The sequence below is a fragment of the Methanosarcina sp. genome (genome assembly GCF_028693135.1).
Taxonomy (GTDB): domain Archaea; phylum Halobacteriota; class Methanosarcinia; order Methanosarcinales; family Methanosarcinaceae; genus Methanosarcina.
Window position 1 is genome coordinate 151,015 of sequence record NZ_JAQUVZ010000002.1, and the last position, 16,380, is coordinate 167,394.

Sequence of the window (16,380 nt, forward strand, 5' to 3'; positions counted from 1 at the left end):
CAGTTTAAACATAAGTTTGATTTTGAATTATTCAGTCTTTATTTCTTTATCTCTTCAGGGGTTTTAGACACCGAAACCATGGCAGGCCTGACAACTTTTTCTTTCAAAACATATCCATGTTTGTAAACCTCAACTATGGAATTATCCGGAACTTCGGAGGTTTCGATATGCTGGACAGCCTCATGCCTGTGAGGGTCAAACTCGCCTGCCTTTTCGCATTTAATCCTTTCAAGCCCGTACTTTTCCAGGATGGAAAAAAACTGCTTTGAAAGCTGCTCAATTCCACTTACAATCGACCCCATATCTTCTGCAGTTCTTGCAGATTTTATGGCACGATCGAAGTTATCTGTCACTTCAACAAAGTCCAGAAGCACTTGCTCAAGCACAGCTGTTCGATTTTCTTCCATCTGACGAGAGGTCCGTTTCCTGAAATTATCAAAATCAGCTGCAAGCCGGAAAAGCTGGTCCTTAAGAAGTTTGTTTTCCTCCCTGCAGGTAACTTCCTGACTTTTTTCATCTTTGGAACTTACAGGTTCATTTTCAGGACTTAATGTTGTTTCCTCGGAATTTTCAGCCTGTTCCTGGCTATCTTCGTTAGAGTGCATGTTTTCCTTTTTACTGGACTTCTTCATTTATCGATCCCCATTAGATTATTGCAACTGTTACACTCATATTGATCTGTGATTGTTTGTAATTCTATAAATAGTTTTCGGAGATGTATATGGCATATATTCCTGCAAAAGTAAAAAAAAGAAAAATCAGTAAAAGTGGTTCTGAAGTTTATAAGATAGTGCTTTGAGCATTACAACACCTGCAATCATGCAAGCCGCAACTGCTGAAATTACCTGTTCCCATCCAAGGACGGAAATTCCCCCTCCTAACGCAAACTGCACGCCTCCTACAAGAGAAACAAATACGAAGGAAAGCCCAAAACCTGCAAGTGTTCCTCCCATAAGGGAACTCATAGTGTCCAGACCCTGTTTCTCGTAGAAGACCATTCCCCCGATAAACATCACTGCAAAGATCATGAATACAAATGCAGAAGGCAAAGGACTTGATTTAGAAGAAAATATCTCAAATAGCCCGAGCCCCATATCAACCAGGAATATACCCATGAGAACCGAAATAGAGAGGGTTTTGACAAAAGGATTTTCAAACAAAGACTGAGAATTTGGGTTTTTGCTGTTGATTTTACCAGCCACCATCAAGTATTATAATATTTACCATAATGCTTACCTTTTAATCTATAAACTATATAAATTATATAAATCTTTACTTACGTAATCGGATTAATTTCCTACTTTCCATTTTTCCTTCAGATTTCTTTATTAACTTATTGACAGTGTGCCAATTTTTCTGTAAAACTACATATTTTAAAAAGTTATCGAATCGGAAACTCGATATTAGTAGACCAGTTTCATGTACCGTCTACAAAAACTTGACTCCGAATTTACAGCAGATTCGGGAAACTGCCAACTTATTTACCTAACTTTAGAACCCTATTTTCCCGCTGACTGTTCAGAAACAGTGGAAAATGAGGAACGGCATTTTTCAGGGATATTTGTCATTCCGTGCAAGACAAAAAGTAATATAAAATGACCGGGTTTTTCTTCTCCGATGAAAATCCTGGTTGCAGAATTCGCTGTCGGCACGGATATTGAAAAGTCCCTGATCCCGGAAGGGGCAGCTATGTTAAAAACACTCGCAGAAAGCTTTATCCGGGTGGGGCATGAGGTGTACTACCCGGCTGCAAGTACAGAAATAGGTGCAGGTACACCATTGGAATCCACGGCTGAAAGCTTCAGGCAGGTAGTTGAAAAGGAGGCAAAGAAGTGTGATGCCGGACTGCTTATTGCTCCAGACGGAATGCTTCCCGAACTGAACCGGATCCTTGAAGAAAACACCGTAAACCTGGGGTGTTCACCGGAATCGGCAGCCTGCTGTGCGGATAAAGTCCTGTGCACAGAAGTCCTGAAAAAAGCCGGAATTAAGGCTCCTGAGATTGCGGAAAGAGCTGAAAAGGGCAAAAGGTATGTTATAAAACCAAGATTCGGATGTGGGGCAGAGGCAACATCTCTTGTTACGGAATTCAAAAAGACAGAAGATTTCATTGCAAGGGAGTACATCGCAAGTGAATATATTGAAGGAAAACATTTGAGCGTAAGCCTTATTGCAGGAAAAAAACCGCTACCACTGACGGTAAACCGCCAGTTCATCGAGTTTGAAGAAAACAAGGACAGGGAAGGAGAAACCTCTCCGAAAACCGGAGTTTCGGGCATAAAATATAACGGCAGCCTTACTCCTTACCAGACTCCCAGAGAAGAGGAACTCTATGAGACTGCGATCTCTGCAGTAAAATGTCTGGGTTGTTTTGGGTATGTGGGTGTGGATATCGTACTATCGGATTTTCCTTATGTCGTGGATGTAAATCCAAGACCTACAGCCTCATTATTCGGGATTAGCAGAGTCATGAAGGAGGAAATAGGCGAACTTCTTCTCAAAAATAGATTCGGAGAACTCCCTGATTCAGTGCGAATCGAAGGGGAATATCACTTCTCAAAAGATATGCTTGGCGAGCTTTTCGGAAGGAAGTCAACTACCTGCCACTGAAGTGACGGGAATCCTGCTTAATGTCTTGAAACCAAAGAAAATGTGAATAAATGTGAATAATTACAGACCTGGAAAAACACGGAAAGGAATCGAAATGTATTCAAAAATTATAGGGCTTGACATTGGAGGAGCAAACACAAAGCTTGCTTCCTCGGACGGGACTCTTGTGGAACTTCACTACCTGCCTCTCTGGAAAAACACAAGGCTTCCGGAAATATTAAAAGAGATTGCGCAAAGGCTAAACCCTGAAAGAGTTGCTGTTGTGATGACCGGAGAGCTTGCGGACTGTTTTGAAGACAAAGAGCAGGGCATCCGGTTCATAAAAGAAACAGTTGATTCTGCTTTCGGCTCTGAAAGAGTTTCGTATATAAACAGCCAGGGAAGGTTCCAGAGTGAAGCTAATTCCCTGAGGGAGCTTGCTGCAGCAAACTGGGCAGCTTCCGCCAGGCTGATAGGAGAAGAGGTAGGAGACTGCATTTTTGTTGATGTTGGCAGTACCACAAGTGATATTATTCCGATCATATCAGGGGAGCACAGGGCAGGACTTACAGACTTTGAACGTCTGCTCAGGAGCGAACTTGTATACGCAGGCACCCTAAGAACAAACCTCGCCGTACTTCTTGAAAAGGTAAAGCTTGAGAAAGGCATGTGCAGGACATCCTCGGAACTCTTTGCAACGACAGCAGATGCGTATCTTATACTGGGGAAAATCGATGAAGATGCGTACACATGTGAGACTGCCGACGGAGCAGGCAGGAGCAAAATAGATGCCATGCGCAGAATTGCAAGGCTTGTCTGTGCAGACCTTTCAGAGGTGGAGGATAGGGAAATATACGAGATCACAGAGCAGGTGAAAGAAAAACAGATCTCTGTCCTGGCTGAAGCGATCTTCGAAGTTGCGGAAAGAAATGGACTTAAGAAGATTGCATCAGCGGGCCTGGGAGAATTTATGATTAAGGAAGCTGCAGAAAGGCTCGGATTTGAATGCATTTCTGTATCAGGGCGATGGGGAGAAGAGATCTCAAAGGTCTTTCCGGCATATGCTGCCGCCCGCTTGCTGGACACCGAAAAATAAGGAAACTAAAACTCCAAAAGATCTGTTTCCCTGAAGAAAAACAGCAACTGAAAAACCATTAATTGAGAAAAACCTTAACTGATGAGATATATCAATGAAAACCATGCGGGTAGTTATTAAAGTAGGAGGAAGCCTTATCAGCGAAGCTCCGGAACTTATTGACAGGCTCGTAAAAGAATTTGGCTCAGGACATTCGGGGGCTGATTCTGATAAGCAGGTTCCCGAAAAAAGTCTTTATTCCATCCTTATCGTGTCCGGGGGAGGAGTATTTGCAGATGCCGTAAGGAGAGCTGACGAGAGGTTCGGAATTGGAGATGATGCAGCTCACTGGATGGCTGTACTTGGTATGGAGCAGTACGCCTGTTACCTTCAGGACAAAAGCGATGCAATGGGCACGGATTCAATAACAGAACTGCCTCCAGGCGTTTCGATTCTTTTTCCCTACAGGCTGCTGAAGGCAGAAGATCCTCTACCCCATTCCTGGAACGTAACTTCGGACACGATCGCTGCCTGGGTTGCGAAGCAGACTGGAGCCCTGTTCATTAAGGCTACGGATGTTGACGGGATTTTCAGGGAAGGAAAACTGGTCAGGGAAATTTTTACCTCCGACTTTTCAGAAAACTTTGAAAGCTGTATCGACCCTTTCCTGCCCGGATTCCTTCAAAGAAACAGAATGGGATGCAGAATTATAAATGGGAAATATCCGGAAAGAGTGATTCAGGCAGTGTACGGAAAGCCTGTGCCCTGTACGGCGGTAAAGGGGAATATTTAAATTGTATATCGTATATGACTAGGGAGAGAAGCAAACCGTGTCCAAAAAGCATCATTATATTCAGTTCATCAGACTTGTTGATGTTAATACAGGTGCAGAAAAAAGCAGGATACTGAAGCTTAAGGAAAGTGCCTGATTCACCGGTTAATTCATTGTAAAATTCATTAGTTCACTATAAGGAAGAAGGAATATTAAGGAGAAGTAAAATGTCGTCACATAAAATAGAATACTGTACCTCATGCGGAATCCGTCTTGTGGAAAAAGGCTATGTGAAGTTTCCCTGCCCCCAGTGCGGAGAAGAGATCGGAAGATGTACAAGCTGCAGGCAGCAGGGTAACGTATATACCTGTCCTAAATGTGGATTCAAAGCTCCTTGATTTTTGGGCAAAGTTCCGAAAGATCCAGAAGAGTATTATGAAAACAGCTTGAAATTAGTCAATAGAATCATATAAATTACAAGAGAGATTGAAATGGGTGATGTTGCAGCAAAAATAAAAATAATGCCAGAAAGCGTTGAAACCGACCTTTTAGGGCTGAAAGAGAAGCTCATAACCGTAATTCCGGCAGGAGCCCAGCTTCACGGGGACATAGTGGAAGAGCCAATAGCCTTTGGATTAAAGGCCCTGATTGTTACGCTGATCGTTAATGACGAAGAAGGCGGAACTGAACCTGCAGAAGAAGCCTTTGCAAAAGTTTCCGGCGTCGAGAATGTTCAGGTTCTGGAAGCCTACCGTATCTGAGAAGGAAAAAAGAACCGGACACATGTGTTCGGAAAATCTTTTTTCACTATTCTCTTTTTCGTAAAAGGGCTCGTAGATCAGGGGTAGATCGTTACGTTCGCAACGTAAAGGCCGCGGGTTCAAATCCCGCCGAGTCCACTAAAATCTTTAAAAATACCCGCACTTTTTGATTCTGCCTTTCAAGAAGGGAATTTATTTTTAATTTTCTTTTATAAGTATATTGATTATAATTATATTGATCCCTTAAGAGATATGATCGATATTTCACCTTGTTTGCTATTCACTGTGGGCTCAAATTGATAAAAATGGTAATTAATATAACCCGATTACATTACTAATTATTTTAGGTAAATGATAAAATAGTCCTCCGATTATGAAGAAACAATGACCCTTTATATTGCCGAAAATGACAACGATACACCGGATGACAGTATAAAAAATGCAAAGAATTAAATACAAATAACTCTTTTTAAATATTCGTGGGGTAATCCCACGCTAGAATAACCCCCTCAGATGGCCGGGGGAAGTTAAAACTCTCCTGGCCAACTATAAAATACAAAATTTATTTAAAGGGAGAATCTCTTAGTTAAACTTCTTTTTTGATGTAGTATTTTACACCTATGTTTATTTCCTACTATTTCCTGTGCTCTCCTACTATTTCCTGTGCTCTCCTACTATTTCCTGTGCTCTCCTACTATTTCCTGTGCTTTTGCTTTCCTGAAGTTTACCTTTAGCAGAAGAAGTGACATACGGAAAATCAATAATTCTCCGAAAAGTTCGTTGAAGTTTTGCCTGGAAAACGATGTCTACAAAGCATCTGGTTTCATAAGATCCCGATCTAACTTCATAAAATCCGGGAACATATCATATACTTTTTAAATAATGGATACCTAACAGCCACGTATATTTTTTACAATAAAACCCCGATACGTCGGATTAAAGGGGACAAATAGCGGAAAAATGGGGAAATCCGCAAAAGGCTATTTTTAACCCTGTTTTTAAGCGAAAATACGATTATAGCTACGAGATTAAAGAGACTAAGGCAAAAAGTAAAAAATGGGGGACTGGAAGTTATTAAAAGTAACACCTTGCCCGAGAAAAAAGAAGAGGCTGGGGAATTAGACCTTGAAAACTCAATAGAATTGCGCGAAAAAATAATAGAGCCTTTTCCTTCGGAGAACCCTAACCCGGTTCTCAGAGTAGAAAAGAATGGAAAGGTTCTTTATGCCAACAGAGCAGCCTGCTGTCTTCTTGAACACTGGGGTATAAAAGAAGGAGAAGAGCTTCCTCAATCACTGAGGCACAGTATAATAAGGATATTTTCACATAAAACACCCGAGACCCTTGAAATCAACATAGGGAATGCTACGTATGCCCTCAAACTTTGTCCTCATTCGAAAGATGAGTGCACAGACATCTATGGGTTTGACATAAGTTACAGAGTACGGGCTGAAGAGAAATTCAGGTCAAGTCATGAGAGACTGGAAAAACTTGTTGAGCTAAAGACCTTTGAGTATATGGAAGCAAACAAAAAACTTGATCAGGAAGCAACCAAGAGAACAAGGATTGAAAAAACCCTTCAGAACAATGTACAGTTTCTTGAGACCCTTCTTGACAGCATTCCAAGCCCTGTATTCCAGAGAGACCTGAATGAAACTTATGCGAACTGTAACGAGAGTTTTGCCCGGCAAATCATGGGGCTTCCAAAAGAGATGGTTATAGGGGAATCATTCTCTGAGTTTCAGAAGAGAATTCCAAAAGAACTGGTTGAGATATATTACAATCATGACAGGAAGCTTCTCAATAAAGGGGGAAACCATTACTACGAAACCAGGGTTATCTGTGCTGATGGTGTAATTAGAGACTTCCTGTTCCATAAAGCCATTTATGCAGATAGTTCCGGAGAAGTTGCCGGAATTGTGGGTGTAATGCTGGATATTACCTCGCGCAAAGAAGCTGAAAAAATTTTCAGAAAAAGTAAGGAGAGATACAGGATTGCTGTCGAGCAGACAGGGCAGTTAATTTATGATTATGAGATAGGATCAAAACAAACTGACTGGGCTGGAGCAATCCCACAGCTTACAGGCTACAGCCCTGAAGAATTCAGGCAGGTAAACCTGGAAGGCTGGAGGAAACATATACATCCCGAAGACAGCAAAAAGGCCTGGGAAACACATAAAAAGGGTATGAAAAACGGAGGGAAATACCTTGAAGAATACAGGTTCAGAAGGAAAAACGGAAGCTACTTCCATGTAGAAGATAGCGGCGTGTACCTTAAGGACGACCTTTCCCAGGTTTACCGGATTGTCGGAGTAATAAAGGATATTACAGAAAGAAAACTTGCTCGGGAAATCCTTGAAAGAAGCGAGGAAAGGTTCCGCATAATAGCCGAACAGACCGGGCAACTCGTTTATGATTATGACATTAAAAATAATCACAGTTACTGGGCAGGAGCAGTTGAAGAACTTACAGGATATAGCTTTGAAAAGTTTCAGGGCTTCACTCCCGAAGTGTGGGCTCAGCACGTCCATCCGGAAGACCGCGAAAAAGCGGTAAAAGCCCATGAAAAGTGCATAAAAAATGGGGGGAAATACTCTGAAGAGTACAGGTTCAGAAGAAAAGATGGAAGCTACATCTTCGTTGAAGACGGAGGTGTTTACCTGCAAGCCGAAAACAGAGATATATGCAGGGTTCTTGGGGTAATAAAAGATATCACTGATCGAAAACTTGCCCACGAGGAACTGGCAGAGAGTGAGAGACGCTATCGTATGATCGCAGAAAAAACTAAAATGCTTTTATATTACGATAATTTTACAGAAGGCAAAATTGACTGGGCAGGAGCAATTCCTCAGATTACAGGGTATAGTTATGAGGAGTTCCAGAAAATTAGGGTTAATGAATGGATTAACCTGATCCACCCGGAAGATCTCCAGAAGGTAAGGTATGCTCATGAATATTGTTTGCATCAGGGGGGGGATTTCCATCAGAACTACAGGCTCAGGAGAAAGGACGGAAGTTACTTCTATGTAGAGGATGAGGGAGTTTACCTGAAAGATGAAAAAGGCTGTGTGTATATGGCAGTCGGAGTAGTAAAAGATATCACAGAGAAGAGATCTGCCCAGGAAAAATTCCTTGAAAATGAAGAGAGGTTCAGAATAGCTGCCGAACAGACAGGACAGATAGTGTTTGAACATGACATCAGAGAGAATATTGTCAATTGGGCAGGAGCTATTCAGGATGTCACGGGATATACAGTAGAAGAATTTAACAAATTCGAGAATGTTTTATGGACAAACCATATTCATCCTGAAGATAGGAAAAGAGCCCTGGAAAAACTCAGGACATTTCAAGAAAAGGAAAATAAGTTCCATGTTGAGTACAGGTTCAGGAAGAAGGATGGAAATTATATTTATCTGGAAGACAGTGGAGTCTATCTGAAAGATGAAAACGGGAACATTCGAAAAGCTTTCGGGGTAATGAAAGATATAACAGGTATTAAACTGGCTTCGGAAAAACTGCAAGAAAGCGAAGCGCGCTACAGGTCCTTCATGAAAAACTTCAGAGGAATTGCTTTTCAGATGGGACTTGACTTCACCCTGATTCTCATAGACGGTAATATAGAAGAAACTACAGGATACAGAAAAGAGGACTTCATCTCCGGAAAAGTTGACTGGTATCAGCTTGTTTATCCTGCAGACAGGGAAAAGCTTTTTGAGAATAGGGAGAGGTTGGCAAACGACCCCTTACTCTTTATAGAACACGAGTACCGGATAAGGCACAGGGATGAAAAACTAAGGTGGGTCCGTGAGATTCTCCAGAATGTTTCTGATCCTGCGAACAAAAAGAGAATTATGCAGGGGACAGTCTATGATATTAGCAAACAAAAAGAAGCTGAAGAATCTCTTGCAAAAGTGGAAGAAATCCGTAAAAAGGAAATACATCACCGGATAAAGAATAACCTGCAGGTAATCTCAAGCCTCCTTGAACTTCAGGCAGAGAAATTTAGCGACATGGAAGTTCTCGAAGCTTTCCGTGAGAGTCAGAACCGTGTTGCTACAATGGCAATAATTCATGAGGAGCTTTACAGGTCAAAAAATAACGAGACCATGGATTTTTCAGCTTACCTTCAAAAACTGACAACGGACCTGTTCCACTCATACACTGTAAGAAAAGGAGATGTCAATATGCAGCTTGACATCGAAGAGGTTTTTCTGGGAATGGATACTGCAATTCCTCTCGGGATAATTATCAATGAGCTTGTATCCAATTCTCTAAAACACGCATTTCCATCAGGCTGGAAAGGTGAAGTTTGCATCAAACTCTGCAGAACAGAAGGAAATAATGAGAATAAAAGTATAAGTAATATCATTAGTAATAGTAGTTCTAAGAGTTCAGTTGATAAAAATATCCAGTACACACTGGTAGTTTCGGACAATGGATTGGGTTTTCCGGAAAATGTTGATTTCAGGAACACGAGCTCTCTGGGTCTACAGCTGGTAAATATACTTGTAGAGCAACTGGACGGCACGATTGAACTTGAGAAAAGTTCGGGGACTAAGTTCAAGATCTGGTTTAAGGAGTCCTGCCAGTAATCTGAAAAAGTATCCAGTATCAAAGGGGAGATACAATGAAAAAGGCAAAAATTCTGGTTGTTGAAGACCAGAACATCGTCGCTCTAAACATAAGAAACAAGCTCAAAAACCTGGGTTATACTGTACCAGGTACTGCGTCCACAGGAGAGGAAGCAATAAGAAAAGCAGAGCTGACGAATGCGGATCTTGTTTTGATGGATATCATGTTGAAAGGGGATATGGATGGAATTGAAGCTGCCCGTGAAATAAAAACTCGCCTTCGAATTCCTGTACTATACCTGACAGCTTATACTGACGATGAAACCCTTGAAAGGGCTAAAATGACAGAACCAGCAGGATATATTTCTAAGCCTTTCAAAGAAGAAGACTTGCACAGCAATATTGAGATGGCACTCCATAAACACAGAGCCAAAAAAAAAGAGATTGAAAGTTCCGGTAATGACGAATAAAATTCGTCAATCCATCTTAAATAATGCCTGTATCCGGGGAACTCCAGCTCCCTGAATTCTTCGCCTTAAGGTCAGTTTAGAGGAAAGAAACTTCCCTCCTTATTGTTAAAACGGATACATTTTCCCCATAAATGGGATCGGCTTTCTTAGAAGTTATACGATTCGTTTTTTAACTGGATTTTTCTGCTCTTATACCTTCAGGGCTGAGAATTTTTCACGAATAGTTGTTCAGGAAATACAGGTTGGACATATTTTCAGGCAACCCTGAATATTATACAACCTGCGCATGATCTAAGAAACATTTTCCCCTTCTCCGGAAACCGCTTTTCAACCTAACAAATAAGGTGGCTCTGCCAACTTACCTGGAGCAACCTGTTTAAATAGTTCTAGAGATTTCTAGCGCCTGGAGTTAAGGATAGTAACTACATTAAAAAGGATCCAGATTCCGCAGAAAAACCAGAATACAGGCCCTGCGGTGTTTACGAGAAACTCACCTGTTTCCGGATTATCAGGGTACATATCGATATACAGCGAACCTACAGTCAGAAGTAGGAAACTTGTGATAGTAAATAAAAGTAAGATGGCTCTTATTATGGGGGGTTTTGGATCAGAGCGAGAAAAACCGTTCATATAATAGATTAGCAGGAGAAGAAATAAATAATTTTTTAAATTAGTTCGTTTTAGAAGAAGTCCCGCTTCTGTATACAAAATATACACATGTATGGTTTGAATAATGATTTAAATAATGCCTGGATGAAGAAAAGGGAATTAACTAAATCATAAAAATTGTGACTGTGGATTGGGGCGTTAACTGCATTATAAAAGCTGTGATTTTAGATTGAACCTGTGGATTGAACTGGAGGTTGGATTATGAACTCCATTAGAAGTATAACGCCCGGAATATTAAAAGTAAGAAATCTTATATAAACCATTTCAATTTTATATAATTTTCAAAGTATATATCGAAATAATATATTATTTGTAAGATAACTGACTTAAAAATAGAGAGGAGAATTAAAGCTATGCTCAATGCCAAAATTCTCGATTCTAAATACTGGGGCTCTAATCAGAGCTTGAGGACCTTTACAGCTTTTAACGCATCGTTAACCATAGTCTCAATACCAAGCTTTTTTTCCTCAAGAACTATGAGGTCATAGTTTGCCTTGACTTCGGGACGCTCCGGAACTGCAGTACAACCTCCGGCAGGCCTTATAGAGATATCATAAGTTCCAATTCTGCGGGCAAGATCCACGATCTCGCTTTTGTCAAAGGCAATTAAAGGATGATAAATCGGGATAGCAAGCTGGTAGATTTCGGCATGCATGTTGGCAGCAGTCTGGGAGGCTACCTGCCCGAGAGAAGAGCCAGTAATAATCCCACTTGCACCTTCTTTTTTCATAACTTCGTAGGCTTCCCTGTACATCATGCGTTTGCAGAGGAGGCATGTGTTTTTTCGGTCGCAAGTTTCGATAAAAGCCTGTAGATTTAGACCATGAGGGAGCTCATAAGTTGTGAACTGATACCCTGGAGCCCAGGCCTGGAGCTGGCGGATGCAGTCAAAAGCACGTTCCTTTGCAGTATCCCCTGCGTAAGGAGAGGTATTGCAATAAACAGGGATAATCATTACACCACGCTTCATCATTAGCCATGCCGCAACAGGAGAATCGATGCCTCCTGACATCAGCACTACCATACTGCCCTGTGTACCGAGAGGAAGCCCCCCCACCCCTTTAACCGTCTCCAGATAAACATAAGCCAGATTCTGCCGCATCTCAACAAAAATTTCCTTATCAGGAGAACTCAGGTCAACCTTTGGATTTATTCCTTCTTTTTCAAGTGCATTCCAGACAGCATCTCCGCAGTTTCGCCCTAAATCCGCTGAAGTGAAAGAATGATTTCCACTTCTTCTGGCCCGGATAGCAAAAGACTCCCCTTCCCGAATGAGGCGTGTTCCAAGAAGAGCACAGGTCCTGGCTGCACTCTCAAGGTCCGGTTCTGTTATTAATGCAGACGAGGTTGAGACAACCCCAAAAACGTCTGCTGCCGCTCCAGCCGCACGCGAGTCTGTTGTCTCAATAAATATCCTGCCCCATTCTCTCCGTATAAGGGAATATGGAATGCTCCTTGAGTCCAGCATTGCGGCAATGTTCTTCATGAGAATTTTCTCATACCAGTTCCGAACGCCTGTGCTTTTAAGAGCAAGCTCCCCATATCTAACTATAACAACGTTTGCCTGGCTTTCAAAGCCCTGGTGAGAAGGAACAGAGTCCTGGTTATCCATATTATTGGTAAAAGTATCTGGCATGGTCTTGATGTCTCTTTTAGTCTTTCTATCAATATCAGATGCATTTTTTGCTTCGATCTCATCAGAATTGCCTGTCATGTGTACTTAACGGTTAGGGCGACATGGCGTTTAAAGTTTTCAGGAAAAAGAATTTTTTTCAGGAAAAAAGGAACCTTTGCAACAACTTATTGGAGATCAATGAAAGTCCTTTAAATATACTATGTTTTGCTTATATAGTAATTGCAGAGAGATATATGAAAGAATATTAAAAAACATGAAAAATTGTCCCGTTAGTCTATCATTATTAATAAGCAGAAATATATACATACAGTAATATTATTTTTGGAAAATCTATATAAATCAGGAATTGTATATTATTATATGCTATTGTGTACTATGCACAATATAGAAGACATTGGGTAAGACTGGATAAAAATAATACTGGATAAAAATTACCCATCTATCGAAACGAAAAAAACAAAAAAAAGACAACCACGCCAGGGGTGGATTACCAATGGATGCTCTGAAAAAGCTTGTAGGAAAATCAATAGTAACAGCAATTGCTGCATATAGCCTTCTGCTTCTGCTATTTCCTGTAGGTTGGATCGTTTTGCTCGGGACCACAATAGGTAAACCGAACGCTGAGAAGGGATCTGTAGAAGCGAGAATCCTTGGGGCAGACCTCGAAGTCTGAAACCCCGAGAAAGAAGGCATGGGTGTCAGAAACAAACAAGGAAGCCCACCAGGGGTTTCTGGAGAACATTCTAGCCGCCCAACAAGGTGTCGAAACAAACAAGGGAGCTCTCAAGGCTTCTTGCCAACATTCGCACCACCCTCTTGCAATCTGAAAACTGGTTTCAAGCGGGTGTCGGAAACAAACAAAGAACTAGCAGTTTCAGGAAAGCTCTCCGGCTACATTTCAGATCGAGAGGCGGATCTGTAAGAAACCGGAAGGTTAAGAGGAAACAGCAGTTTCTGGCAACATTCAGGCAACCCACTTTTTTTTATTACACTATTGTTTTGTTCTGTTTTTATTAGTTTTCAGGAGTTTTTATTAGTTTTCAGGAGTTTTAATCAGTTATTAGTATTTATTATAGACGTCTAATAGATTCATTACAAATATATATTCGTGGTTATGGGCATTAGAGACTATATCGTTTTTAAGGATTAGAAATATAAATTGAAGAGGGATAATTTCGTTTATTTATGCCTTTATCCCGAAATCAAACGTTCTTCCCTCTCCATAAATGATGGTCTTTTTTCCATCCACATAGATGTATCTTATTGAGATATTCCCGTCCTCCCCGTACTTTGTCCAGATGGTGGTGTTTTTGTCCTGTGACCACATGTACTCGTATCTGGTGGTGTTCTCTTCGGTCCCGGTTTCGATCATGGCTCTGCAAAGAGTTTTGTTTTCGAACTCTTCGGTGCCGGTAATTTTCATATTAAGGGTTTTTCCGGTGGTGGGGGTTTTAACCTGGGCCTGAGAACCTACAGGGCACCAGTTGCCTTCGGATTGCTCAGGGAGGCTGATATTTATTTCGGTATCATTGCCTGAAATTGATAGTTTTGTTCCGTCTTCACCCATACAGCCTGAAGCAAGAAGGGCGGCTGTGAGAAGTAATAGTATCAGTACCTGTTTTTTTGACAAATTATACCACCTGAATTTTATCAAAATCTTATTTTTATCAAAACTTTTCTAAGAATTCTAAACAATAAAGGACTCTAAAATATAAGACTTTTAAATGTGGTGAAATTTTAAATTAGAATAGAGTTTTCGTTTTCTATAAGAGTTTTATCTCGCAAGTTTTCATTTCCAAGTTAATATTAGATGCGACCCATAAAAATTATTCTATTATCCATTTAATATCAGGCTATTTGCAGGGAAAAGAGAAATTCTCAGCAATTAACCTGTAAATTCAGGGACAAAATCAGGAAAACAACCAGAAATGATTCTCACCCCTGGATTATTTCCTTTTTACTAACCTGTTCCATTCAGGTCACTTCCATTCAAGATGAAATTTTAATAGTATACCTGCATACTTTAGATTATAATATTAAAGGGGGCAAATTAAATGAATGAAAATCTTTTCAAAAAAATCTTGATCCCAACGGATGGTTCAGAAAACGCCAAAAAAGCAGTTGCTTATGGAATAAACATTGCTAGGGCAACAGGAGCTGAAGTATGTGCCCTGTATGTTGTTTCTACCGAGAACGCCGGAACCGCACGAACAGTTATGGGCTGGGCCGGGGCATTTGAAGAATATCTTGCAAATCAGGGAGGAGTTGCAACTGCCTATGTAGAAAAGCTTGGAAAAGAAGCCGGAGTTAAAGTGGAGCCTATGTATCTGAAAGGCAGCCCGGCTGAAAAAATCCTTGAATATGCAGAGGAAAGCAATATTGACCTGATAGTAATGGGTACACAGGGTCTAACAGGAATCCAGAGATTCCTTATCGGCAGTGTGGCAGAAAATGTGCTCAGGCACTCAAAAATCCCTGTAATGATTATCAGGTAATACAGGTCCAAAAAAATTGCCAGTTACCTTTTGCCATTCGGATTACTAATTTTCCAGAGCAGAATCCAGCATTATCTGAAAACTGCTCATTGTATCCAGTCAACTACTTTTTTGAAGGGGCAGGGATGGGGTACCTCAGGTAAAGAAAGGTACCCGACCAAAATCAGGTTTTTGATTGAACAGAGACTCCAGATCCATTTTTTAATGGAAAATCGAAGCCTTAATCCTCAAAAATCCCTTCCCCTGTAAATATGGCTTTTGCTTCCTCAAAGCTCAGATCTTCCGGGGGTACAATGATGTCGGATTCCAGAAATTCCTCCGCGCCAAGTGCTTCCCCTTTTCCCTTAATATCGGAAATCAGCTTCATAAATTCGGTTCTGAATTCCCTGGTTTTTCCTTCCGCAACAAGGGTTACAATTCTGTTATCTATCCTGTTTAATTCATCGCAGAGGGCTTCAGGCACCCGGTACTGGCCCTCTCCCATGATCCTGATTATCATTTTCAGACCTCCTTTCTTTCATCCGGACCTTTGCTTTCTCCCCCTGTTTTCACTTGTTCAGGCCCCTTTCCAGCTTCGGCTTTAAGCTTTGCAAGTTCGGATTCGACACTGCTCTGGGTACTAATTTTTGCAAGTTCACGCTCTATGTCGTCCCTGCTACCTGTGAGGTCGTCGAGTGCGCCGACTTCCATAAGCTCGTCAATTGCCTCGGCGCGGGCTTTCATTTCGTCGGTTTTATTTTCAGCCCTCTCAAGTGCAAGCCCCACATCTGCCATTTCTTCACTGATCCCGGTAACGGACTCGTTTATCTTAACCTGAGCTTCAGCTGCGGAGTACTGGGCTTTAATGGATTCTTTCTTTGTCCTGAAGATCTCGACCTTTGTAGAAAGTCGCTTTTCCGAGGCAATGAGCTTTTCTTCCTGTTTTTCAAGCTCCAAAATTTCCCTGTCAATACCATCTACCTGCTGCTGGATGGCGGCTTTTCTCTCAAGAGCCATCCTTGCGAGGTCTTCCCGATCAGCGGCAACTGCCTCTTTTGCCTGCTGACCAAGCTTCTCATTACTCTGAGTCAGTTTTGCCCGCTGGAGCTGAAGACGTTTTTTAGAGGTTGTCACTTCTGCAACGCCCCTCTTTACGTTCTGCAGCAGTTCCAGCTGCTTTTCATAGGAATAATCAAGCGTTTCTCTGGGGTCTTCCATTCTGTTAAGCACTTTGCTCATCTTTGATTTGAATACTGTTTCCATCCTTGCGAATAATCCCATGTGTTTTCCCCGTTGCTTTTTCAAAAATTGTTCTGTAAACAGGCTGGCATTTTTTGCCTTATTTTTCTGGAGTACTGTTTTT

Annotated in this window: 16 protein-coding genes and 1 tRNA gene; 10 read left to right on the forward strand and 7 right to left on the reverse strand. The window is 41.3% G+C overall.

Translation table 11 applies throughout. The features are described from left to right. Positions 1–38 precede the first annotated feature (38 nt). Both grpE and PHF18_RS01810 read right to left on the reverse strand, forming a co-directional pair. Positions 39–632 (reverse strand): nucleotide exchange factor GrpE, encoded by a 594-nt coding sequence (gene grpE / locus PHF18_RS01805; protein ID WP_300097556.1) that lies wholly within the window; start codon positions 630–632, stop codon positions 39–41. Positions 633–758: 126 nt separating this feature from the next. Then, positions 759–1,115, reverse strand: coding sequence for a heat-shock protein (locus tag PHF18_RS01810; protein ID WP_300097558.1), 357 nt, complete (start codon positions 1,113–1,115; stop codon positions 759–761). Positions 1,116–1,617: 502 nt separating this feature from the next. On the opposite strand from PHF18_RS01810, the gene PHF18_RS01815 reads away from it, so the two are divergent. The 8 genes from PHF18_RS01815 to PHF18_RS01850 all read left to right on the forward strand — a co-directional run bounded on the left by PHF18_RS01815 (position 1,618) and on the right by PHF18_RS01850 (position 10,238). Continuing rightward, entirely contained in the window at positions 1,618–2,610 is a 993-nt protein-coding gene (locus PHF18_RS01815; protein ID WP_300097560.1) for an ATP-grasp domain-containing protein, read from the forward strand. A 94-nt stretch (positions 2,611–2,704) separates the two neighbouring features. Next, the gene (locus tag PHF18_RS01820; RefSeq protein ID WP_300097562.1) at positions 2,705–3,685 is read left to right on the forward strand and encodes a hydantoinase/oxoprolinase family protein; all 981 of its coding nucleotides are present in this window, start codon (positions 2,705–2,707) and stop codon (positions 3,683–3,685) included. 94 nt (positions 3,686–3,779) lie between these two features. Beyond that, complete coding sequence (locus tag PHF18_RS01825) at positions 3,780–4,457, forward strand: amino acid kinase (RefSeq protein ID WP_367279124.1); 678 nt, start codon at positions 3,780–3,782, stop codon at positions 4,455–4,457. A 206-nt stretch (positions 4,458–4,663) separates the two neighbouring features. Further along, positions 4,664–4,834 (forward strand): zinc finger domain-containing protein, encoded by a 171-nt coding sequence (locus PHF18_RS01830; RefSeq protein WP_300097564.1) that lies wholly within the window; start codon positions 4,664–4,666, stop codon positions 4,832–4,834. A 93-nt stretch (positions 4,835–4,927) separates the two neighbouring features. Continuing rightward, complete coding sequence (locus PHF18_RS01835) at positions 4,928–5,197, forward strand: elongation factor 1-beta (RefSeq protein WP_300097566.1); 270 nt, start codon at positions 4,928–4,930, stop codon at positions 5,195–5,197. A 66-nt stretch (positions 5,198–5,263) separates the two neighbouring features. Continuing rightward, a tRNA-Ala gene (locus PHF18_RS01840) sits at positions 5,264–5,335 on the forward strand. Between the two features lie 950 nt (positions 5,336–6,285). Next, positions 6,286–9,789: a PAS domain-containing protein gene (locus tag PHF18_RS01845; protein ID WP_300097568.1), complete on the forward strand. Its 3,504-nt coding sequence runs from the start codon at positions 6,286–6,288 to the stop codon at positions 9,787–9,789. Between the two features lie 35 nt (positions 9,790–9,824). Next, the gene (locus PHF18_RS01850) at positions 9,825–10,238 is read left to right on the forward strand and encodes a response regulator (RefSeq protein WP_300097570.1); all 414 of its coding nucleotides are present in this window, start codon (positions 9,825–9,827) and stop codon (positions 10,236–10,238) included. A 396-nt stretch (positions 10,239–10,634) separates the two neighbouring features. Here the strand turns inward: PHF18_RS01850 and PHF18_RS01855 are convergent, their stop codons facing one another. Continuing rightward, positions 10,635–10,868, reverse strand: coding sequence for a hypothetical protein (locus tag PHF18_RS01855; RefSeq protein WP_300097572.1), 234 nt, complete (start codon positions 10,866–10,868; stop codon positions 10,635–10,637). A gap of 436 nt (positions 10,869–11,304) precedes the next feature. After that, the gene (thiI, locus tag PHF18_RS01860) at positions 11,305–12,543 is read right to left on the reverse strand and encodes a tRNA uracil 4-sulfurtransferase ThiI (RefSeq protein WP_300097664.1); all 1,239 of its coding nucleotides are present in this window, start codon (positions 12,541–12,543) and stop codon (positions 11,305–11,307) included. 493 nt (positions 12,544–13,036) lie between these two features. On the opposite strand from thiI, the gene PHF18_RS01865 reads away from it, so the two are divergent. Continuing rightward, on the forward strand, positions 13,037–13,216 hold the full coding sequence (locus PHF18_RS01865; RefSeq protein ID WP_300097574.1) for a hypothetical protein: 180 nt from the start codon (positions 13,037–13,039) through the stop codon (positions 13,214–13,216). Between the two features lie 510 nt (positions 13,217–13,726). Here PHF18_RS01865 and PHF18_RS01870 read toward each other — a convergent pair. Beyond that, positions 13,727–14,173, reverse strand: coding sequence for a hypothetical protein (locus PHF18_RS01870; RefSeq protein WP_300097576.1), 447 nt, complete (start codon positions 14,171–14,173; stop codon positions 13,727–13,729). A gap of 424 nt (positions 14,174–14,597) precedes the next feature. On the opposite strand from PHF18_RS01870, the gene PHF18_RS01875 reads away from it, so the two are divergent. Beyond that, entirely contained in the window at positions 14,598–15,038 is a 441-nt protein-coding gene (locus PHF18_RS01875) for a universal stress protein (RefSeq protein WP_300097578.1), read from the forward strand. A gap of 220 nt (positions 15,039–15,258) precedes the next feature. Here PHF18_RS01875 and PHF18_RS01880 read toward each other — a convergent pair whose 3' ends face one another. Together PHF18_RS01880 and PHF18_RS01885 are read right to left on the reverse strand one after the other, a co-directional pair. Next, positions 15,259–15,537 (reverse strand): hypothetical protein, encoded by a 279-nt coding sequence (locus PHF18_RS01880; protein ID WP_300097579.1) that lies wholly within the window; start codon positions 15,535–15,537, stop codon positions 15,259–15,261. A 2-nt stretch (positions 15,538–15,539) separates the two neighbouring features. Continuing rightward, positions 15,540–16,298: a PspA/IM30 family protein gene (locus tag PHF18_RS01885; protein WP_300097581.1), complete on the reverse strand. Its 759-nt coding sequence runs from the start codon at positions 16,296–16,298 to the stop codon at positions 15,540–15,542. Positions 16,299–16,380: the final 82 nt, after the last annotated feature.